Source organism: Aquimarina aggregata, assembly GCF_001632745.1.
In the GTDB taxonomy this organism is placed as follows: Bacteria; Bacteroidota; Bacteroidia; order Flavobacteriales; family Flavobacteriaceae; genus Aquimarina; species Aquimarina aggregata.
On sequence record NZ_LQRT01000013.1, the window covers coordinates 53,453 to 75,197 of the forward strand.

A 21,745-nucleotide genomic window follows, 5' to 3' on the forward strand; every position below is an offset into this window, starting at 1 on the left:
AATTTGTAGAAATAAGTAACATTGAATTTTTTTATGAAAAAAGATAATAAAAAAGTAATCTACTGGCTGCTCACTGGGTGTTTATTAATTTTCATTATGGTTATTGTTGGAGGTATTACCAGACTCACTCATTCTGGATTATCCATGTCTAACTATAAATTAATCTCAGGAACAATACCCCCTATGAATGAGGTTGAATGGAACGAGGCATTTGAATTGTATAAAAAATATCCAGAGTATCAAAAAATAAACAATCAATTTACTTTAGAAGACTTCAAAAGTATTTACTTCTGGGAATGGTTTCACAGGGTAATTGGTAGATTTATTGGTATTGTTTTCATTATACCATTTATATATTTTTTAATTAGAAAACAACTATCAAAACCAACGATAAAAAAGGCCCTTATCTTAATGTTACTTGGAGGTTTTCAAGGATTTTTAGGATGGTTTATGGTAAAAAGTGGGTTGATTGACCGCCCAGATGTAAGTCACTACAGACTTGCAATGCATCTTACTACTGCGTTTATTACGTTTGCTTATACTTTTTGGGTGGCACTAGACCTTATATATCCCAATAAAAAAGTAATCGACTTAAAATTCAGAAACCTGGTAAGATGGGGATTAGTTATACTATTAATTCAGATTATTTATGGAGCTTTTGTAGCTGGACTTGATGCAGGTCTGCTACATAATCATTGGCCGTTAATGAATGATGGTGCTCTTATTCATGAATCTGTGTATATTGAACAATCGCCGACTATTATGAATTTCATTGAAGGTAAAAGTGGTGTGCAATTTGTTCACCGTTACCTAGCTTACTTAGTTGTAGGTATTATTCTATTTATTTGGTACAAAAGTAAAAGACTAGAAAAAACAAAAATGCAAAGTAAAGCATTAAACCTATTATTAATTATAGTAGGTATTCAATTTTTATTAGGTGTCTTTACGCTAATATATAGAGTTCCAATAGCATTAGGAGTACTACACCAGGTTGTTGCCTTTTTCTTACTTGGAGCAATGACTTTTTCATTGCACCGTTTTAGTAAATAACAAAGCATTTATAGTATCTTTGCTTTTCCAAATTAAGTAAGAATGATTTATCGTTTCAGAGTTATACTAGACACCGAGGAAGATGTGTTTAGAGATATCGAAATTGAACAGGATGCGTCTTTAGAGCAGTTTCATAATGTAATCACTCAATCCTTTGGATTTGATGGTACCGAAATGGCATCTTTTTATATTAGTGATGACCAATGGAATCAAGGTGAAGAAATATCTTTATTTGATATGAGTGAAGGATCGCAGTCTACACGATTAATGAATGAGACTTCCTTAATCGATGTTGCTCATGAGGCATCTCCTAAATTACTTTATATCTATGACTTTTTAAGTATGTGGACGTTTATGATAGAGCTCGCCGAGATCGCAGAATATGAGAATGGGATGGAATATCCTAATATCATGTTTGTACATGGACAAATACCCGATCAAGCACCAAATAAAGAATTTGTAGCTGATGAATCTGATCAGTATGCCGATGAGAGTTCTGAAGAGTTTATGGATCCAGATGAGTATGATGATCTTGGATTTGACGAAAACTGGAATTAAAATATTAACTAAAAAAATTCTCAGCAATATGTTGAGATAATATATGTTATGATCAATCTATATAGTACCCAAATTGAATCTCTTTCTGTACACAAAGTAGGAAATAAAAACAAAGGAGAAAACCTTTTCCTTTCTGAGTCACCATATTTAGTTAATGATGAATTAACCGCTATTCTGAAAGAATATTTCTTTAAACCATTTAGAGAAAAAGAAGAGAATTATTTTCAATTTGCAAATGATGTTGATGTAGAGTTTAATCCTTTATACAAAATTGTAAGTGAAATTTTTGATAATCCATCATCTGTACATGAAAAATCAAAACGAATCGCTTCTTTGTTATATGAACAGTCTAATCATCCACATATTAAAAGTGGTGAATTATATGTAACGTATCTCGAAAATGTTACTATTGATAATGAAAAAGTAGACGCACTTGGAGTATTTAAATCAGAATTAAAACATGATTTTCTTCAGTTTGAAGAAAAAGAAACAGATATAGAACTTCTTATTCAACAAGGTGTTAACCTTAACAAACTAGACAAAGGATGTCTTATCTTTAATCATAAAAAAGAAGAAGGTTACAAAGTTTTATCTATCGACTCGAATAGGTATGACACCAAGTATTGGCTAGAAAATTTCTTAGGTGTTGAGGCCTTTGCAGATGAGAATTTTTATACTAAAAAATACATGAAATTCTGCCAGGACTTTGCAAAAGACGTTGTGTTACCTGCCGAAGACAAAAAGGAAGAAGTAATGTTTATGAATCGCGCCGTAAATCATTTTGCAAAAAACGATGAATTCGAAGAAACTGCTTTCTTAAATGATGTAATTGATAATCCTGATCTAATACCAGAGTTTAAACATTACAAAACAGAAAAAGCACCTAAGTATCAAATCGAAGATCTTACTACCTTCCCTATTGCGAATAATGCGGTAACCGCTGCTCGTAAAAAGATAAAAAATGTTATCAATTTGGATACCAACGTGCAAATAAAAATGGATTTTATAAATCCTGAATCAGCCGAAAAATTTGTAGAAAAAGGGTGGGATGAAGAAAAACAGATGTATTACTATCTTGTTTATTTTAATAAAGAACAAAAGACCTAAACATTCATAATTCGTTATGGACTATATTCTTGTTGGTATTGTAGCATTACTTGGATCTGGTCTAACTTTTTTTTCTGGTTTTGGCTTAGGCACTTTGCTTATGCCTGTTTTTGCATTATTTTTTCCTATCGATATTGCTATCGCCTTGACCGCTATTGTTCATTTACTTAATAATCTTTTTAAGTTAACATTAGTTGGAAAAAAAGCTAGCACAAGGACTGTCTTACGTTTTGGATTACCAGCTATAGTGTTTGCATTATTAGGGGCTTACGTTTTGGGTACTCTTACAGATATTAAACCTATTTACAGTTATACGCTTTATAACAAATTACATGAAATTACTGTTGTAAAAATCTGTATCGCTGCATTATTAACTTTCTTTTCTCTTTTTGATCTGATACCTAAATTGAAAAGATTAGAAATAGATACAAAATACTTGCCTATCGGTGGAGCGTTAAGTGGTTTTTTTGGAGGAATCTCTGGACATCAAGGAGCCTTACGAACTGCTTTTCTTATACGAGCAAAACTAAGTAAAGAAGCCTTTATCGCTACAGGGGTAGTAATCGCTTGCTTCATTGACATTTCAAGAATTTCTGTATATGCAAAAGATATTTTTAAATTAGGTAATCAACTTAATTACAAATTACTAATCACAGCAATCTTAATGGCCTTTATTGGCGCTTATATTGGCAAATTATTTTTAAAAAAAATAACTATAAATACGATACAAGTAACTGTTGGTTTCCTTTTAATTATTTTTTCGATCTTTTTAGGAATAGGGATACTTTAAATAAAAAAACCTTTTATCTAAAGTATCATTCCTCTTTTCAAATCATTAAAAATTGAACGGACTAGGTAACAAAAAGTCTTTTAAAGACATTAATCATTAGCAAAATAACTAATTAATTTATCTTCAATAGATAACTAATATTACATTTTTAAATATGAAAAGAATACTATTTCTATCGACATCACTTATGCTCTCATTTTTTGCAAGTGTTGCCCAAGACACAATTGTTGCCAAAGAAGATGTTCATATTAATAAAGGAACATATTCAACCAATTCTACTGGAAATGGTTTAGGGAATTTAATTCTCTTCGGGGATGGTGGCAATGGAGGTGGTTGGCAATCTTCTATTAAATGGTCAGGTCTAGATGGTTTTAACTCAAGTATCAGTAGTGGTTCACGTATCAATGCAGAAATTACAGTAGGTAATGTTGGGTCTTATGGAAAATCTGATCTGATTTTTAAAACTAAAGGGACAAATAACGATGGGGTACCAACAGAAAAATTACGAATTACATCTTCTGGTAATATCGGTATAGGAACAACGTCTCCAGACTCAAAATTAACCGTCGTCGGCCATGTCAATATAGGAGGTGAAGGTAATTATAGATTACGTACCCGACATGTTGATGGAAAACATTTTCAAAATAGTAATGTTGATGACTTATATCTTAATTACAATACAGGTAAACATGTGAGAGTAGGGTTTGGTGGCCAAGACTCGAATCTATATGTTAGTGGTAATATGGGAATAGGAACGAACAATCCTAAAGAAAAATTACAAATCGGAGAGTCATATACTTTTCATGATGGCGGACATAAAGTAATAGGATTTTTATACAGACCATCAGGAGATATCGACATGGATAACACAAAATATGGCGCAGAAATTCGTTTCGATCCAACTAATGGTATATTAGGTTTAGGCACTTCATCATCTTTAACGAATGGTGCTAGGTCTCAATTATTTATAAATAAATCAGGTAGTGTTGGAATTGGAACCAGAGACACAAAAGGATATAGACTTGCTGTAGTAGGTAAAGTTGTTGCTGAAGAAGTAAAAGTTGCTCTATATAACACTTGGCCAGATTATGTGTTTGAAGAAAATTATGAGCTTCCAACATTAAAAGAAGTAGAAATTCACATTCAAGAAAAAGGACATTTACCTAATATTCCTTCTGCAAAAAAAGTAGAAAAAGAAGGTATCCAATTAGGTGAAATGAATGCTAAATTACTCCAAAAAATTGAAGAATTAACCTTATATATCATCGCACAAAATAAGAAAACAGAGCAGCTTCAAAAAGAAGTAGCATTACTTAAACAAAAAATTAAATAATTACATAATACATGTTCAAAGTCAAGTTCTGTCTTTAGTATAGTATTTGACTTTGGGCATCAACTTTTAAAATCAACCCTCTAATAGCCGCTTCATATTAACATTTTCATAATTACGGCGTACAAAATCCATCGCGGTTTTTAAAACTTCTCCCATAGATATACTACGTCTAAAATTTAGATCAAGTGTAAAATTATATAAATGTTCTCTTAGCTGTTTAATATTATCCTCTGTAGAAATAGTATCTCTACACATACAGTTAACCAAAGTTTCATACCTAGACCTAGAGTTAAGGATTCGTTTTGCCAAGACGGATCGCTCTTCCTTCTTATACTGTTCTATCGAGCTCGCTTGTAACTTACTCATTACTAAATCTACCATCGCAAAATTTTCTTTAAAAAATTGTGGCTGATACACTTTTAATTTCCCTTCAAAACACTGTTGATCAAAGTCAATAGCCCTAATTTTATATTCTACATGTTCAAAATCATGAATAGGTATAATGACATAATTATAGGATCGCATATCCCCTAACAAACGCATTTGGCAACGTTCATTAAATTTCACGAACTCTTTAGCGATTTGTGACTTTGCCTGATCACTTAAATCAGGTAAAAAATCTTTAATAAATACATCTCCTGGTATACCAGCAATATGTTCTTCTATCAATGTATTTTTATAAACCAAAAAATTGATGCGATTAGGAGAAAACATATGTTCTAATTCTAATCCATAAATTCGTGATGCATCTGCTTTTTTTACATAAATATAAGTGTAATTATCATTAAGAATATTTCTAATTTTTACTCTAAAAGGTTTAGAATTACCAAAAGTACAATAGTCTATCGCATCAATATTCAAAAATTCAATAGCATCTTCATTTCCATCAGAATGTAAAATCGTATATACTTTTTTAAGACTAGATTCTATTTCAGGCCTTTCGTGCTCTTCATAATACACTCTAACCCATAATGTATCCACATCATTACTATCATACACCACAATAGAACCCGAAAACCTAAGCAAATCATCATAAAATACTGGGATTTTAATTTTTCGATTGCACTCCTTTAAATACGCATCTAATTCATCGTTTATAGGATAGGTTGGTTTTTTTTTAGACATTAATTTTTCTTCCATACACTGCGATCATTTCAGTTAGCAATTTACAAATTACTATTTTGATACTGTTAAAACTTTACACAATCAAAAAAAGACAATAACATATTTATGTAACAAAAACTCGTACTGATCGTCTTGTTTAATATAACCACCAAAACTAATCACAATTGGAAAATATACTCACGCTACATAATCTTACCAAAAAATTTGGTCCGATTACAGCTGTAAATGACCTTTCTTTTACTATAAAAAAAGGAAATGTCTATGGCATTCTTGGACCCAATGGAAGTGGTAAATCAACTACACTTGGTATTGTACTTAATGTTGTTAATGAAACTTCGGGTTCATTTACTTGGTTCGATGGCAACACTTCAACACATGATGCATTAAAAAAGGTTGGCGCTATAATCGAGCGCCCTAATTTTTACCCGTATATGACTGCTGCACAAAACTTAAAACTAGTTTGTCAAATTAAGGGGGTAACTTCAGAAAAAATTGAAGAAAAATTAGAAATCGTTGGCTTATTGGAGCGTAAGGATAGTAAATTCAGAACATTTTCTTTGGGAATGAAACAAAGATTAGCCATTGCTTCAGCTTTACTTAATGATCCTGAAATTTTGATTCTTGATGAACCTACAAACGGTTTAGATCCACAAGGGATTCATCAAATTAGAGAAATCATTAAAAAAATTGCAGCACAAGGCACTACAATTTTATTAGCCTCTCATTTATTGGATGAAGTTGAAAAAGTATGTAGTCATGTGGTGATTATACGAAAAGGAATTAAACTATATTCTGGTCGCGTAGATGAAATGAATGCTAGTTTTGGTTTTTTTGAATTAAAGAGTAACCAAAATTCTGTTCTAAAAGATTGGCTAACAAAACACGACGGCTTTAAAAGCCACAAAGAAGAAGATGGAAAAATCATTGCTTTTTTAGCTCAGGAATTAGATGCAGAAAATCTTAACAGGCAATTATATACTGAAGGAATAGTTCTTACACACTTGGTAAAACGAAAAGAAAGCCTTGAAGAACAGTTTCTACAATTAACCAACAATTTAAACTAAAGCCATGTTACGACTACTCAATATAGAATTTCAAAAATTACGATATAACAAAGCTGCTAAAGTGATTACTATCACTTATTTTGTACTTATAACTTTTATAGCGCTAATCGCCTCGATAGAATTTAATTTTGGAGGTGTCAAGTTTAGAATTGCAGATCAAGGAATTTTTAATTTCCCATATATATGGCATTTCAACACCTATATCGCGGCTTGGGCAAAATTATTTCTAGCAATAGTTATTGTATCAATGATGGCGAACGAGTACAGCCATAGAACCCTAAAACAAAACCTTATTGATGGGTTAAGCAAAAAAGAATTTATAGGATCTAAATTCCTAACTGTTATTGTCTTCTCTATCCTCTCTACTATTTTTCTAATCATTGTATCAATGATATTAGGGGTTAGTTTCTCGGATTATAATGAGTTTTCAATTATAGTTTCGGATCTTGAATATGTTTTGGCATATTTCGTAAAACTAGTAGGTTTCTTTGCTTTTTGTATGTTCTTAGGGATTTTTGTAAAACGCTCTGCTTTTGCATTAGGATTCTTATTTATTTGGTGGATTGTTGAGAACATTATCTATGCATTACTAAAATTCAAAGTATTTAAAGGCTCTACCATAGCCGAATCAATCGTTCAGTTTTTTCCTTTAGAATCGATGTCAAACCTAATTAAAGAACCATTTACCAGATTAAATTTTATTCAGTCTGCAGCAAATCAATTGGGAGAAAACTTTCAAAAGGATTATACGGTACACTGGTATGGTATCGTTATAGTACTTGTTTGGACTGTAATTTTCGTATATCTTTCTCATCTATTACTTAAAAAGAGAGATTTATAATATATTTGAGCTTAATTGCTCATTGAATGAGGTATATACATATCACCTTTTTAACGATATTACTTTTTAATGGCTTAACTATTTTTAGTCAGGGAGAAGCTAATAACTGGTATTTTGGAAAAAATGCTGGTGTAAGTTTTAATACTACTCCTCCAACTGTTCTTACAGATGGTCAAATCAATACGTTAGAAGGGTGTACTACAATTTCTGATGCAACAGGAGCACTTTTATTTTATACTGATGGTATTAGGGTTTGGGATAGGTTTAATACCATTATGCCTAATGGTATTAATCTAAAAGGAGATCCATCGAGCACGTCATCTGCATTAATCGTACCGCAACCCAATACTCCTAATATTTATATCATTTTCACTGTAGATGAACCTCATCATGATAATGCCGACAATGATCCTTCAACTGTAGATGGTGATGGCATAAATGATGGTTTTATGTATTCTGTGGTAGACATGTCTCTAAATGGAGGCGCTGGTGATATTGTTGCAGGACAAAAAAATATACCTCTGATCACATACGATACTTCAGATCCTTTACAAAGTGCATACAAATGCTCAGAAAAAATAACAGCAGTAAAAAGTGATGATTGCGACTCCTTTTGGGTAATTACTCATTTTGTGGATACTTTTTATGCTTTTAAAATAGAACAAACTGGTGTTAACGTAAACCCGGTGACTTCTAAAATTGGCGTTACTGTTCCTCTTTCGGGATATCGTCGCAATGCTTTAGGATATATTAAAGCGTCTACAGAAGGGAACAAATTAGCTGTAGCACATTTTGGATTTGCCACTGTTACTGCTGGTAATGGTCCAGGAAAAGTAGTACTGTATGACTTTGATAACATAACAGGCGCTGTAAGTAATGAAATTGAACTCTATAACGGAGACTCCCCTTACGGAATAGAATTTTCTCAAAGCGGGCAACGACTCTACTCTGCCATTGGGATCGGAAATGAAGGTATAGGTCAAAGTTTTCTTTTACAATTCGACCTTACACTACCCGATATAGATATTCCGGCAAGCGGAACAAGAATCCTTAATGAAAACGGTGTCAATTTTTCTTCTTTTTTTGAGGGGGCTTTACAATTAGCTCCAGACGGAAAAATATACCGAACTCAATATGAAGATTTTGCAACCGACACAGGTGACTACTTAGGTATTATTGAGAACCCGGAAGAAATAGCAGCAAATGTGATATATGTCGAAAAAGGGCTTTTAGTAAATTCTGACGGGCGTCGTGGTGTCCGTCTTGGATTACCACCTTTTATTCAGTCAATTTTTGCACAAACTATTGATATCATAAATTCTGGTGATTCTAACAATGCAAACCTTTCTCTTTGCGAAGGAGAAACTTTTAGACTTTCTTATCAAAATATCCCGGGCGCTACTTATACATGGTTTGTTGATAATACTCCAATAAGTACTACATCCAATTTTTTAGATATCACTGCAACTGCTAATTATCGATTAGAAGTCGATCTTAATGATGGTAGTTGCCCTCTTGTAGGAGTTGCGAATGCCACATTTACTGAAATTCCTCCTAGCATCCCCGTAACACTTATACAATGTGACCTATATCAAGTAATGGGTGATAATTTAGCACTGTTTGATTTAAATCTTGCTACCGATCAAATTACCGGAGGAAATAATCAATTTAGCGTAAGTTTTTTCATTGATCTCCCCTCTGCTCAAGCAGGAACTCCTGCCCTTACTAATATCACTAGTTTTGAAAACAACCAAAACAATCAACTAGTATATGCCCGGGTAACAGACAATAACAACACGAATTGTTTTAGCATTACCACTATCGAATTACAAGTCAATGCTACAAGTGCCAATGATGTAGAATTACGAGCCTGTGATGATGATGGTATTGAAGATGGTATTACCGTTTTTAACCTTTTAGAAGCCGATCCACTAATTCTTCAAGGTATAACTACAGCTGGATTGACATTAACCTATTATCAAAATATTGATGATGCCCAATTTAATGTTAATCCGATTACTTCTTATAGTAATACCACCCCTAATACTCAAGGTGATGATATCGTCTATGCCAAAGTTGAAGAGAGCAATGGTAACTGCTTTGCTATTGCTTCTGTAGCATTATTCGTAAACCCTACTCCCGAAATTGAAGAAATAGGTGCTTATTTTTTATGCCAAAACCAAACAAATATTGAAATTGATAAGGGCGTACTTCCAAACCCTGGCTTAACTAATTTTACCTTTTTATGGTCTACCGGCGAGACAACACAATCAATCTTTGTGGATCAAGCCGGGACATATATGGTAGAAATAACAGATACGTCAACTCAATGTTCTAACACTCGTACTGTAGAAGTTACAGGTTCTAGCATACCAACAATAACATCTGTAGATATTAATGATGCATCAAATAATAACACCGTAACTGTTAATGTACAAGGAATTGGTAGTTATGAATATGCAATAGAAATAAATGGTGTATTAAGCACCTACCAGGATGAAGCGACATTTAACAATGTTCCTCCAGGTTTTCATGTTGTTTATGTCAGAGATAAAAATGGTTGTCTTCCCGAGGTCACAAGAGATATAGCTGTAATAGGATTTCCTGATTTTTTCTCGCCTAATGGTGATGGATTTCATGAAAGTTGGAATGTAGATGGAATATCATCTCAAATGTTATCCGACTCTTTAATCTATATTTTTGATCGTTATGGAAAACTAATCAAACAATTAAGAGCAGGTACCCCAGGTTGGGATGGTACTTACAATGGCAAACTAATGCCTTCTAGTCAATATTGGTATAGAGTTGAATTACAAACCGGGAGGGTTCTCACAGGCAGTTTTTCTTTAATTAGATAAACCCGAAAAACAAAAACACAATACATTAAAACTTCTTATAAAAGCTTACAATCATAGGCCTTATTTTCTTCTTATGAATTAAAATTTAAAATAAAAAGTAGGGTATTTTAAAAGTCTTTTGTTTTGGGATATAAAGAAACTTAATTTTTAAAAGAAACATATCCTATGAGAAAATTGAATTATATACTCATCGCTTTCATAAGTATTTCTACATTTTTTATTCAATCTTGTAATAACGATGATGATGGTACCGGACCAATACAAAATGAAGCAAACGGTGCAGATGGTGATGGTAGTCTAAAAAATTTAACCTTGTACAAAGTAGAGGGGGAAAATATTGTAAAACAAAAAGACTTTAATGTATCAGGAAATGCACTAGCTCTACAAAAAGATACTCAAAAGCATCAGGAAATATGGGAATTAACTAAAAAAATTGTTCCTCTAGAGTATCGATCTAAAATGAGTGAATTCATGATTTATTCTGGAGATGACAGTGAAGACAAAGGCGTTCTTGGATATGTTATAGAACGTACTCAAGACCTTTCAAAATGGCAAATGGGTATAGCTGTCGATTATGCATATGAAGGAGGATTTAACGCTAAAGGGGAACTTGCCTACACTATCATACATGAGTTTGGACATATTATTACATTGGATAATACGCAATTAGATGCCTCGATAAAACAAAGTAACTGCACAAACTACTTTCCGGGAGAAGGTTGCGCAAAATCTGATTCTAATATTAATAAGCTTCACAAAAATCATTGGGCAGATATCTGGGAAGAATTTCAAAATACTGAAACCGAAGTTCAAGCACAAGAATTTTATACCAAGTATCAAGAACGTTTTGTCACACAATATGCTTCAACAAATCCTGGAGAAGATATCGCTGAAATATTTGCTACGTTCACAACTAGAGCAGAAGGTGTTAATGGAACTAGTGGTGCTGAACAAAAAATCAAGATCATGTATGATGACAATGAAATGGTAAAACTAAGAAACTACATTCGTGGAAATATTTCAAAAAGTAATAAAACATTTTTACCAGCTCCAGGAGCCTGGAAAAGAGCACATACTTTTGGAGATAAAAACAAATCGCATTGTAGACTTCATAAAAATTAAAAAATAAGATAACAGCTTCTTATGACGCTGATTAATTAAACAATAAAAATAAGAATATGAAGTATCTCGTAATGCTACTGGCACTATTAAATTTCTCTTGTAGTTCTACTAAGAAAACACCCTTGACTTCGGCAGAAGACGATATTCTAATATATTACTCAAAAAGTCCTTGTAATGGAAAATGTCCTGTTTATGATTTATGGATATTTAAAGATGGATCAATTGCGTACTCAGGTATTAATAATGTTAGTGTAAAAGGAAAGATAAATAAGAAATTAAGTAAGGAAGAATTTGAAAGCTTAAAAGCAACATTAACAAAAGATCCTAAAGAAAATATTACGTTTAAAAGAAAACGAGATAAATCTATAACTACTTTGAATATTAATAACAAAGAATACAAATATTATACAACGAGTGCTAGTAATTATATAAAAGTACTTGATAGTAAACTAAAAGATATAGTAAGTAAAATCATGCAAAATACTGCAAGTACTATTTAAATCTTGTTTATTGGTTTTAGTGGGAAAATCAATAGAGTAAATCATGATTTTACTGTTTTAGGTTAGTTTGTTTGTTTATTTCTGAATTGTTTATTTGGATTGAGGCTGTTTGATTAATTTCAAACAGCCTTACGTAGTATATAAAATTTCACATTTTTTTAGAAATAAATAGTAGCTATCAAAACTTTATGTTTCAGTATCTTTAATGTTTAAAAAGGAAAAAGAAAAGATTCATGAAGTTCGAACTTAAATCTAAATTCAAACCCACTGGAGACCAGCCTGATGCCATAAGACAATTAGTTGAAGGCATCGAATCAAATGAAAAATACCAAACACTTTTAGGAGTAACTGGATCGGGAAAAACATTTACAGCGGCGAATGTGATCGAAAAAGTACAGCGACCTACTTTGGTCCTAGCCCACAATAAAACCCTAGCAGCACAGCTATATTCTGAGTTTAAACAATTTTTTCCGAATAATGCTATCGAATATTTTGTTTCTTATTATGATTATTATCAACCTGAGGCTTACATTCCTACCTCTGGTACATATATAGAAAAAGACTTGTCGATTAATGATGAGATAGAGAAAATGAGATTAAGTGCAACCTCATCTCTACTATCCGGAAGACGAGATGTACTTGTAGTTGCTTCAGTATCCTGTTTATATGGTATTGGTAATCCGGTAGAGTTTCAAAAAAATGTAATCTCTATCGAAACAGGACAATTTGTTTCGCGTACGGCATTATTACATCGCTTAGTACAAAGTTTATATTCAAGAACTGAAGCAGAGTTCAAACACGGTAATTTTAGAATAAAAGGAGATACTGTTGATATTTTTCCTAGTTATGCAGATGATGCATTTAGGGTACATTTTTTTGGTGATGAAATTGAAGAAATTGAAGCTTTTGATGTGCAAACCAATAGCATTATAGAAAAGTATGAGCGCTTAAATATCTACCCTGCTAATATGTTTGTAACGTCTCCTGATATCCTTAATGCTGCCATTGATCAGATAGCATTAGATTTAGGTAAACAAGTAGAATACTTCAAGGGGATCGGTAAACCTCTTGAAGCTAAAAGATTAGAGGAACGAACAAATTTTGACCTTGAAATGATCAAAGAATTGGGCTATTGCTCTGGAATCGAAAATTATTCGCGTTATCTAGATGGCAGAAATCCGGGCACAAGACCCTTTTGTTTATTAGACTATTTTCCTGACGATTATTTAATGATTATAGATGAGAGTCACGTAACGATACCTCAAACTCATGCTATGTATGGTGGAGATCGATCAAGAAAAGAAAATCTAGTAGAATATGGTTTTAGACTTCCTGCAGCAATGGATAACAGACCTTTAAAGTTTGAAGAACTTGAAGCTATACAAAATCAAGTATTGTATATAAGTGCTACACCTGCAGATTATGAATTACAAAAAAGTGAAGGAACTTTTGTTGAACAAATTATCAGACCCACAGGACTATTGGATCCTGTTATTGAAGTGCGCCCAAGTTTAAATCAAATCGATGATTTAATTGAAGAAATGCATAAACGAATCGAAGTTGATGAACGTATTTTGGTAACTACGCTAACCAAAAGAATGGCAGAAGAGTTAGCCAAATATCTTACAAGAATTAATGTTCGTTGTAGATATATTCATAGTGATGTCGATACGCTCGAGCGTGTTGAAATTATGCAAGATTTAAGAAAAGGAATTTTTGATGTACTTATTGGCGTAAACTTACTTAGAGAAGGATTGGACCTACCCGAAGTCTCATTAGTTGCTATTCTTGACGCAGACAAAGAAGGCTTTTTACGTAATAAAAGATCTTTAGTACAAACGGTTGGTAGAGCTGCTCGTAATGTAAATGGAAAAGCTATTATGTACGCAGATAAGATTACCGATAGTATGCAAAAAACTATAGATGCTACAGAATACAGACGAGAAAAGCAGATTGCGTATAATACTAAACACAATATTCAGCCTACTGCCATCAAAAAATCATTAGATAATGCTCTTTATGGTAAAAAAATTGAACCATACCAATTCGAAACGTCACCAACTTTGCAAGCTGCAGAGGAAGAAACAGCATATTATACCAAAGAACAATTAGAAACACGTATTCGTAATGTTAGAAAAGAAATGGAGAAAGCCGCTAAAGAGTTAGATTTTATTACGGCCGCTAGGTTACGTGATGAAATTAAAATGTTGCAAGACAAAGTACAAGATCAAAAAGTGTAATTTTCCCTTAAATAATCAAGAATTATGAGTACTATTTCAATCGAAAAGTTCATAGAAGGAATACCCAAAGCCGAGCTTCATTTACATATTGAAGGCACATTTGAACCTGAATTAATGTTCGAAATTGCTAAAAGAAATAATATAAAAATTAAGTATTCAACAGTAACCGAATTAAAAAATGCTTACAAGTTTAATAATCTTCAGGAATTTCTTGACATTTATTATGCGGGAGCAAATGTCTTGATCCATGAAAACGATTTTTATGATCTTACTTGGTCATATTTAAACAAAGTTCATGAGCAAAATGTAAAACATGTTGAAATATTTTTTGACCCGCAAACACATACCGACCGAGGAATTTCTTTTGATACCGTAATTACAGGGATTTATAAGGCACTAGAAGATGGAAAAGAAAAATTAGGAATCACTTTTAGGTTAATTATGTCTTTTTTAAGACACCTTGATGAAGCTTCAGCCTTTAAAACATTAGAACAGGGTTTAGCTTATAAAAAATGGATTAGTGGTGTAGGCCTGGACTCTTCTGAAATAGGAAATCCACCATCTAAATTCGAACGTGTTTTTGCTAAATCCATAGAAGAAGGTTTTATCACAGTAGCACATGCCGGAGAAGAAGGCCCTGCCGAGTACATTTGGGAAGCCCTTGACCTGTTAAACGTAAAGCGTATCGACCATGGTAATCGCTGTTTAGATGATCATAAATTGGTTGATAGATTAGCAACACAGCAAATACCACTTACATTATGCCCCCTTTCTAATTTAGAACTAAAAGTGGTCACTGATTTAAAAGATCATCCTATTGTAAAAATGATGGATAAAAACTTATTAGTTACTGTTAATTCTGATGATCCCGCATATTTTGGAGGGTATATGAACGAAAATTATCTTGGTATTGCAAAAGCATTAAACCTCTCTAAGAGACAAATTACCGAACTCGTAAAAAATAGTTTTAATGCCAGTTGGTTACCCGATACAGAAAAAGAAAAATACATTTCAAAAATTGAAAATTACTTTCTAAATAATTGATCAAAAATAGTACACCACATGCCACACTTTATATTAGATTGTTCAGAACATATCATAAGACTTAAAACACCAGAAGAGATCATTAAAAATGTGTATGACACTGCAGATTCTACAGGGCTTTTTGCAAAAGGAGATATCAAAGTACGAATCAACCCTTTTCAGCATTATACTATAGGAAATACTAATGATGATTTTATACACGTATTTGGTAATATCATGGAAGGAAGAACGGATGAACAAAAATTAGACCTTTCAAAAAAAATAGTAACGACTCTTAAGATTATGTTTCCTAATGTACCCATATTATCGATGAACATTAGAGAGTTTGAAAAATCCTCTTATGTAAAAAAAGATATGGTTTAGTACTATGACACATAAAGGGGGAAATCCTTTTTTCTATTACAACGACCTATCCAAGATTCCTAAATATGAATTTGATGTTTGCGCTATAAATTCTTTATAGGACTTATTTTCAATAAAGGCCATTATACTTTCTTCTGAATCTGAATACCAAAGTAATATTTCATCCATATTGCAAGGAATCTGCTTCGGGTTTTTATCTTTGTTTTTAATATGTACCAATGAGGATACTGATCCCGAATAAAAAAGTTTAACCTGATATCTACTTGCTAAATCAATTACTATTTTTTTGGTTGCCGAAGTATGTTCTCCACTATAGTGATGAACAGCATATTTTTTTGTTGTATCCTTTGTCTTACTTGCTTTAAAATTATTTTTTGTGGTAAACCCAAAATTGAAATCTTTTACAGCTTTGATTCTTATCACACTTATAAGCTTAAAGTATAATTTTTCGATCAAATTCTTAAAACTTTTTACAGAAGGATACTTAACTATTAATAGCATATTTTGTTGATCACTTCCTAGTATTTTTTTTACAATCTCTCCTTTAAAAATTGGCCTTGCTCCTACATTATAAACACTTTTAACAGCTAAAAGATTATAAAAATTGTACAATGTTTTATTCTTAGTAACAAACCAATTTACTGCAAACACTTCTTTATCTAATGAAATATTTTCTGCTTTGGTCTTGATAAGTAATGTCTTATCCCTTGAAACTTTGCATGAAACTTCCTGAAATGAATTCATAAACAAATTTTAGTTAACTCTGTTGAAGTGATATTTTTTTATAATGATTTCAGTTTTCAATTGGAATTGTGAAACTAAAAGTACTTCCTTTACCTATTTCACTTTTCACAGATAACGAACCTTTGTTTTGCTCTATTAATTCTTTGCATAACATCAGCCCTAAACCAGTACCTACTTCTCCAGAAGTACCTTTTTGAGTAGAAACCACATCTTCATCAAAAATAGAATCTAATACTTCTTTATCCATTCCTACCCCGGTATCGATAACTGAAATTACAGCAGAATCTTCGATTACTTTAAGGTCAACCGTAATTCTGCCACCTATTGGCGTAAATTTAATTGCATTAGCAAACAAATTTCTAATAACAAATGATATTACATTTTTATCTCCATAAATAGTGGTATTACTGTTTGCATGGTTATAAAAATCTAATGATTTCTTTACAATTTTATCATGAAATAGCTCGGATATTTCCTGGGTTACTTCATTTATATTTACATCTGTTTTACTCATTTCTCTATTTGCCAATTGAGATTTGGCCCAATAGAGTAGATTATCCATTAAAGATTGAATACTATTCAATTCCGTTTTGACTGTACCAACATATCCAATCAATTCTTTTTCATCTAATTGTATTTCTTCATCACTAAAAATCTCTAACAAACCATCTAAAGTAGCCAGTGGGGCCCGTACATCATGAGATATGATTGAAAAAATCCTATCCTTAAGCATATTCAACTTCTGAAGTTCTTCATGTTGTTTAGAAATCAATAGTGCTTGATTTGCAATCTCTTCTCCGTTTTTTTTGATTTTAAGATAGGCGTCTTGAAGTTTAAGAGTAGCAGTAACTCGAGCTACAAACTCCAATTTATCAAAGGGTTTTTTTAGATAGTCATGAACTCCAGCTTCAAAACTTTCTTTCATAGATGCTGCATCTATCTTAATTGCAGATATCATAATAAATGGTATGTCCTTAGTTTTATGTGATGCTTTTAAGGCTTTCAACAATTCTAAACCATCCATCTCCGGCATCCCCCAGTCTGACAAAATTAAATCTGGAGTTATTTTCTCTATTAATCCTAGAGCTACCTTTCCATTAGGTGCAGAATAAATTTTATTTCCTAACTCCATTTCTTTTAATAAAATACTTATAAATCTAATATTCTCTGGCTGGTCATCAACAACTAATATAGAGTATTCCATAGGGGTATCATTTCAATGATGTATTCAGTACTTTTTCTTTAAGATATAAAAAGGCTTTTTCGTCAAAACTTGTAAGTGCTTCCATCATCATATCTCGCCACTTTCTAACATTATCCGTTTCATGGGCTGATAGTTTATCAAAAATATCCAGCCACTCACCCATTTCGTATATGGTCAAGGTATTAATTTTTTCTGTAAAAGAATTCAACAAATTAAAATCTTTTTCTTCTAAATTTAAACGATGCATAGGATTGCTATATGCATTGTTATTGGTGTTAGTTTGATTTTCGGCAACAATACTATCTGATGTTCTTTGAAGCGTAATAAAGAAAGAACTACCTCTATTAATTTCTGATGTAACCCAAATTTCACCACCATGTGCTTCTATTGCCATTTTACAAAAAGACAATCCTAATCCAGTAGATTGGGCCACTCCAGAATCTTTTGCATCTATTTGTGAAAATTTATTAAATATAAAAGACAAAAGGTGTTTCGGTATACCCGATCCATTATCTTTTACACAAACAATGATCTTACTAGGGTTTTTATCTTCTACTTTTGCTGAGATTTCTATATATTCGTCAGATTTAGAGAATTTGATTGCATTTGTTAGAAGGTTTATAAAAACTCTTTCGATAACATCTCGATCTATATTTACGCTATAGATTTCATCAACGGTATTATTTATTTGTATTCGTTTTTCTGACGCCAATAAATTAACATGATCTGTTCCTTCTAGAATTACTCTTCTAAGGTTACACGTATTCATATTTAATTGAACATCTGTACTCTCAAACTTTTGCACTTCTAGCATATTCTCGATTAAATTAAGCATCGTCTTGCCAGATTTATTGATACTTTTCAGGTTAGGGTTATCAGAAGCATCAGAAGAATATCCCAAAATTGTAACCAAAGGATTTTTAAGATCATGAGCCAACATACCTGTAAATTCATTTTTAAAATTCTCTAGCTTTTTCAATTTGGTATATGCATCTTCGGTTTTATCTTTTTCCTTGCTTAACGCTATATTTTTTTGTTGAATAGTTTTTGTTCGTTCATTTACTTTTCTCTCTAACAACTGGTTTCGTCTTTCTGCTCTATTAAGTTTAATACGATAATAACTATATGTTGCCAGTACGAGAATTAAAATCAGACTACTCTTAAAATACCAGGTCATGTACCAAGGTGTTGGAATATGTAATGAAATACTGGTATAATTTTCATTCCATAAAGTATTACTATCTGTTGATTTTATTCTTAATTCATAACTCCCAGGGTTTAAGTTAGTAAACTCTAAATAACGATTCTTATTCAGATAACGCCAATCTTGATCATACCCTATTAATTGATAAGCATAATTAATTTTACTGGGCTTATCAGGGTTGATTGCCGCAAATTCAAAAGTGGCATGACTTTCAAACGGAATATTCAGTCTTTCCGGAATTTTAAAATATACGCTATCATTTATCTTAACTTTTGTAAAATTAATTTTTGGAAAAGCTACATTTGATTCTATTTCTTTAGGCTTGAAATATGTAATTCCGTTTTTACCTCCAAAATAAAACACCCCATCATTTGTCTTTGCATAGGCTTCAAGATTATAATCATCTCCTACTAATCCATCTTTTATTGTATAATTCACAAAAGTCTCGTTCTCTGGATCAAAGTGTGACAAACCGTTGTTTGAGCTTATCCAATACCTTTCATTATCATCTTGCAACATACCCATTGTAGAATTATTAGACAATCCGTCTTTTTCGGTATAGTTAATGAATTTTTTTTCTTTATAGTAAAACTTGTTTATCCCTCCTCCTAATGTTGTTATCCAAAAAAAATCTTTGTCTTGTTCGTCATAAATATGTAATATTTTATGATCATTAAGACTAAAATCTTTTTCTATATCAGGTAAAAATCTTTCAAACTTCCTCGTACTTTTATCATAGGCATTGAGTCCTCCCCCATATGTACACACCCATATAATCCCTTTTTTATCCTGATAAAAAGACGTTATATGATCATCACTTAATGAGTCATCATTTTTTTTATCATGAACGATTGATATAAAATCATCTGTTTCTGGTTGGTAGATATTAATTCCTCCTCCATACGTACCAATCCATAATTCACCATCTTTATCTTCGAATATAGCAGTAATTATATTATGACTTAACTCATTATTTTCTCCTGATTGTGGTAGGTAACGTTTAAAAGTACCAGTCTTTTTATTAAATTTATTTAGGCCTCCTCCCCATGTTCCAATCCACATTGTATTAGCACGATCTTCATAAATAATTCTTACCCAATCATGACTTAAACTAGAGGGATTGTTTTCTTCATTCTTAAAATGATCAAATTTTTGTGTTTGAGGGTCGTAACGATTAAGCCCTCCTCCATATGTACCAAACCAAAGAATATCATTATGATCGCGATATATACAATAAACATTATTATTACTTAGACTATTACTTATTTTTGGATTGTTTTTTAAGACTTGAAAGGGATTTTGTATTACTTTATCAAAACCCTTAGTATAAAACCCCACATATAAAACATTATTAGCCCCAAAAAATATACTACTTACATCGTTATCATATAAAGAATTGCTATCATAAGGGTCTTTATTATAATTATAGAATCGATTTTCTGCATAAGAATACAAGGAAAGTCCCTTTGTAGCACTACCAATCCATATATAATTATCATCTCCTTTTTCTATAGATTTTATTTTGTTTCCTCCTTTGTAATTAAATTTTTCTGATTGATCTTTATAAAAAATAAATGAATTTGTATTCGTGTTATACTTTACTAATCCATCACTATCTGTTCCTATCCAGATATTGTGATTTTGGTCAGTGTGTAAACTCCAAATAGTTTTAGTGTTAAACGATCCAATATTAAAAAAGGCTATAACTTCAGATCTATCTGAACTGATTTTAAAAAGTCCTAGGTTTTCGGTTCCTATCCACAAATTACCCAATACATCCTCTGTGACAGCAGTTATTTTTGCAGTAGATGGTAATTCTTCTACCAAAGTAAACGTTTCTTTTTCTTTAGAAAAGATATACAACCCCTCACCTTCTGATCCCACATAAAATCTCCCTTTTTGATCTTCAAAAAGCGTTTTTACGGCTAGGTTACCCAGGGTTTTATTTTGCTTTCGTATCAAATAGTTTTTAAAGTTATTTTCTTCAAAATTAAACTTACTTAATCCCATTTTTGTACCAAACCAAAGCGTTTGATCTTTGCATTCTAAAATGGTCCAGACTGCATTATCAGCAATAGAAGAACTGTCTCCGAATTCATTAGAATATGAAGTAAAATTATATCCATCAAACTTATTAATACCGCCAAAATTAGCTACCCACAAGTAATCTCTGGAATCCTGATATATAAAATTCACGCTACTTTGACTAAGGCCTTCTTCTTTTCCGTAATGTGTGAATTTTTGAGATACTTTCTGAGCAGAAGTAACTAAACCAAGTAGTAGAAATATTGTTTTAAAGAACACCTCACTTTTAACAAAAAAGTTCAATAAATAATCTTCTTTTTGTTTCATCTCTATTGCTTAAAACTCTCTTTACTCTGCATAAGACTAATTAAATATCAAATAAAAGTTATTCATACAAAGATATTTATAAGTGTAAAATACACTTATAAAATCTTAAAACAATTAAAACAATCATTCTTTATTTCAAGAAAATGTCACAAATATTGATTTATAAAAGGTAATATCGAGACTTAGATCTTATATGAAAGGGTATTTTTCCTATAAAAAATGCCCTTCATACGAAGGGCATTTTTA

17 protein-coding genes are annotated in these 21,745 nt (G+C 31.9%); 13 read left to right on the top strand and 4 right to left on the bottom strand.

Annotated features, from left to right (window positions below):
- Nucleotides 1–33 precede the first annotated feature (33 nt).
- The 5 genes from AWE51_RS11560 to AWE51_RS11580 all read left to right on the top strand — a co-directional run bounded on the left by AWE51_RS11560 (nt 34) and on the right by AWE51_RS11580 (nt 4,838).
- The gene (locus AWE51_RS11560; RefSeq protein WP_066313695.1) at nt 34–1,050 is read left to right on the top strand and encodes a COX15/CtaA family protein; all 1,017 of its coding nucleotides are present in this window, start codon (nt 34–36) and stop codon (nt 1,048–1,050) included.
- A 42-nt stretch (nt 1,051–1,092) separates the two neighbouring features.
- On the top strand, nt 1,093–1,608 hold the full coding sequence (locus tag AWE51_RS11565; protein WP_066313696.1) for an IS1096 element passenger TnpR family protein: 516 nt from the start codon (nt 1,093–1,095) through the stop codon (nt 1,606–1,608).
- A gap of 48 nt (nt 1,609–1,656) precedes the next feature.
- Nucleotides 1,657–2,715: a nucleoid-associated protein gene (locus tag AWE51_RS11570; protein WP_066313697.1), complete on the top strand. Its 1,059-nt coding sequence runs from the start codon at nt 1,657–1,659 to the stop codon at nt 2,713–2,715.
- A gap of 16 nt (nt 2,716–2,731) precedes the next feature.
- The gene (locus AWE51_RS11575; RefSeq protein WP_066313700.1) at nt 2,732–3,505 is read left to right on the top strand and encodes a sulfite exporter TauE/SafE family protein; all 774 of its coding nucleotides are present in this window, start codon (nt 2,732–2,734) and stop codon (nt 3,503–3,505) included.
- 154 nt (nt 3,506–3,659) lie between these two features.
- Nucleotides 3,660–4,838, top strand: coding sequence for a hypothetical protein (locus AWE51_RS11580; RefSeq protein WP_157766080.1), 1,179 nt, complete (start codon nt 3,660–3,662; stop codon nt 4,836–4,838).
- Between the two features lie 72 nt (nt 4,839–4,910).
- Here the strand turns inward: AWE51_RS11580 and AWE51_RS11585 are convergent, their stop codons facing one another.
- Entirely contained in the window at nt 4,911–5,978 is a 1,068-nt protein-coding gene (locus AWE51_RS11585; protein ID WP_066313703.1) for a hypothetical protein, read from the bottom strand.
- 149 nt (nt 5,979–6,127) lie between these two features.
- On the opposite strand from AWE51_RS11585, the gene AWE51_RS11590 reads away from it, so the two are divergent.
- The 8 genes from AWE51_RS11590 to AWE51_RS11625 all read left to right on the top strand — a co-directional run bounded on the left by AWE51_RS11590 (nt 6,128) and on the right by AWE51_RS11625 (nt 15,995).
- Entirely contained in the window at nt 6,128–7,027 is a 900-nt protein-coding gene (locus AWE51_RS11590) for an ABC transporter ATP-binding protein (protein WP_066313704.1), read from the top strand.
- Nucleotides 7,028–7,031: 4 nt separating this feature from the next.
- Nucleotides 7,032–7,868, top strand: a complete 837-nt coding sequence (locus tag AWE51_RS11595) for an ABC transporter permease (protein ID WP_066313706.1) — start codon at nt 7,032–7,034, stop codon at nt 7,866–7,868.
- Nucleotides 7,869–7,894: 26 nt separating this feature from the next.
- Nucleotides 7,895–10,726 (top strand): T9SS type B sorting domain-containing protein, encoded by a 2,832-nt coding sequence (locus tag AWE51_RS11600; protein WP_066313707.1) that lies wholly within the window; start codon nt 7,895–7,897, stop codon nt 10,724–10,726.
- A gap of 165 nt (nt 10,727–10,891) precedes the next feature.
- Entirely contained in the window at nt 10,892–11,848 is a 957-nt protein-coding gene (locus tag AWE51_RS11605; RefSeq protein ID WP_066313708.1) for a zinc-binding metallopeptidase, read from the top strand.
- Nucleotides 11,849–11,904: 56 nt separating this feature from the next.
- Entirely contained in the window at nt 11,905–12,348 is a 444-nt protein-coding gene (locus tag AWE51_RS11610) for a DUF6438 domain-containing protein (protein ID WP_066313712.1), read from the top strand.
- Nucleotides 12,349–12,581: 233 nt separating this feature from the next.
- Nucleotides 12,582–14,588, top strand: a complete 2,007-nt coding sequence (gene uvrB, locus AWE51_RS11615; protein WP_066313714.1) for an excinuclease ABC subunit UvrB — start codon at nt 12,582–12,584, stop codon at nt 14,586–14,588.
- 24 nt (nt 14,589–14,612) lie between these two features.
- The gene (locus AWE51_RS11620) at nt 14,613–15,632 is read left to right on the top strand and encodes an adenosine deaminase (RefSeq protein ID WP_198403824.1); all 1,020 of its coding nucleotides are present in this window, start codon (nt 14,613–14,615) and stop codon (nt 15,630–15,632) included.
- 18 nt (nt 15,633–15,650) lie between these two features.
- The gene (locus AWE51_RS11625; protein ID WP_066313715.1) at nt 15,651–15,995 is read left to right on the top strand and encodes a 5-carboxymethyl-2-hydroxymuconate Delta-isomerase; all 345 of its coding nucleotides are present in this window, start codon (nt 15,651–15,653) and stop codon (nt 15,993–15,995) included.
- A gap of 36 nt (nt 15,996–16,031) precedes the next feature.
- Here AWE51_RS11625 and AWE51_RS11630 read toward each other — a convergent pair whose 3' ends face one another.
- From AWE51_RS11630 to AWE51_RS11640, 3 genes are read right to left on the bottom strand one after another with little or no spacing between them, the layout of a single operon-like run.
- Complete coding sequence (locus AWE51_RS11630) at nt 16,032–16,739, bottom strand: hypothetical protein (protein ID WP_066313717.1); 708 nt, start codon at nt 16,737–16,739, stop codon at nt 16,032–16,034.
- Nucleotides 16,740–16,788: 49 nt separating this feature from the next.
- Nucleotides 16,789–17,943 (bottom strand): hybrid sensor histidine kinase/response regulator, encoded by a 1,155-nt coding sequence (locus AWE51_RS11635; protein WP_066313719.1) that lies wholly within the window; start codon nt 17,941–17,943, stop codon nt 16,789–16,791.
- 7 nt (nt 17,944–17,950) lie between these two features.
- Nucleotides 17,951–21,499 (bottom strand): ligand-binding sensor domain-containing protein, encoded by a 3,549-nt coding sequence (locus tag AWE51_RS11640; RefSeq protein WP_066313720.1) that lies wholly within the window; start codon nt 21,497–21,499, stop codon nt 17,951–17,953.
- Nucleotides 21,500–21,745: the final 246 nt, after the last annotated feature.

What these genes read in the sequence shown, in the direction of transcription:
- AWE51_RS11640 (WP_066313720.1), bottom strand. Translation starts at nt 21,499, where the DNA reads ATGAAACAAAAAGAAGATTATTTATTGAACTTTTTTGTTAAAAGTGAG.
- AWE51_RS11610 (WP_066313712.1), top strand. Translation starts at nt 11,905, where the DNA reads ATGAAGTATCTCGTAATGCTACTGGCACTATTAAATTTCTCTTGTAGT.
- AWE51_RS11630 (WP_066313717.1), bottom strand. Translation starts at nt 16,739, where the DNA reads ATGAATTCATTTCAGGAAGTTTCATGCAAAGTTTCAAGGGATAAGACA.
- AWE51_RS11635 (WP_066313719.1), bottom strand. Translation starts at nt 17,943, where the DNA reads ATGGAATACTCTATATTAGTTGTTGATGACCAGCCAGAGAATATTAGA.
- AWE51_RS11625 (WP_066313715.1), top strand. Translation starts at nt 15,651, where the DNA reads ATGCCACACTTTATATTAGATTGTTCAGAACATATCATAAGACTTAAA.
- AWE51_RS11605 (WP_066313708.1), top strand. Translation starts at nt 10,892, where the DNA reads ATGAGAAAATTGAATTATATACTCATCGCTTTCATAAGTATTTCTACA.
- uvrB (WP_066313714.1), top strand. Translation starts at nt 12,582, where the DNA reads ATGAAGTTCGAACTTAAATCTAAATTCAAACCCACTGGAGACCAGCCT.
- AWE51_RS11580 (WP_157766080.1), top strand. Translation starts at nt 3,660, where the DNA reads ATGAAAAGAATACTATTTCTATCGACATCACTTATGCTCTCATTTTTT.
- AWE51_RS11585 (WP_066313703.1), bottom strand. Translation starts at nt 5,978, where the DNA reads ATGGAAGAAAAATTAATGTCTAAAAAAAAACCAACCTATCCTATAAAC.
- AWE51_RS11595 (WP_066313706.1), top strand. Translation starts at nt 7,032, where the DNA reads ATGTTACGACTACTCAATATAGAATTTCAAAAATTACGATATAACAAA.
- AWE51_RS11570 (WP_066313697.1), top strand. Translation starts at nt 1,657, where the DNA reads ATGATCAATCTATATAGTACCCAAATTGAATCTCTTTCTGTACACAAA.
- AWE51_RS11560 (WP_066313695.1), top strand. Translation starts at nt 34, where the DNA reads ATGAAAAAAGATAATAAAAAAGTAATCTACTGGCTGCTCACTGGGTGT.
- AWE51_RS11620 (WP_198403824.1), top strand. Translation starts at nt 14,613, where the DNA reads ATGAGTACTATTTCAATCGAAAAGTTCATAGAAGGAATACCCAAAGCC.
- AWE51_RS11600 (WP_066313707.1), top strand. Translation starts at nt 7,895, where the DNA reads ATGAGGTATATACATATCACCTTTTTAACGATATTACTTTTTAATGGC.
- AWE51_RS11565 (WP_066313696.1), top strand. Translation starts at nt 1,093, where the DNA reads ATGATTTATCGTTTCAGAGTTATACTAGACACCGAGGAAGATGTGTTT.
- AWE51_RS11575 (WP_066313700.1), top strand. Translation starts at nt 2,732, where the DNA reads ATGGACTATATTCTTGTTGGTATTGTAGCATTACTTGGATCTGGTCTA.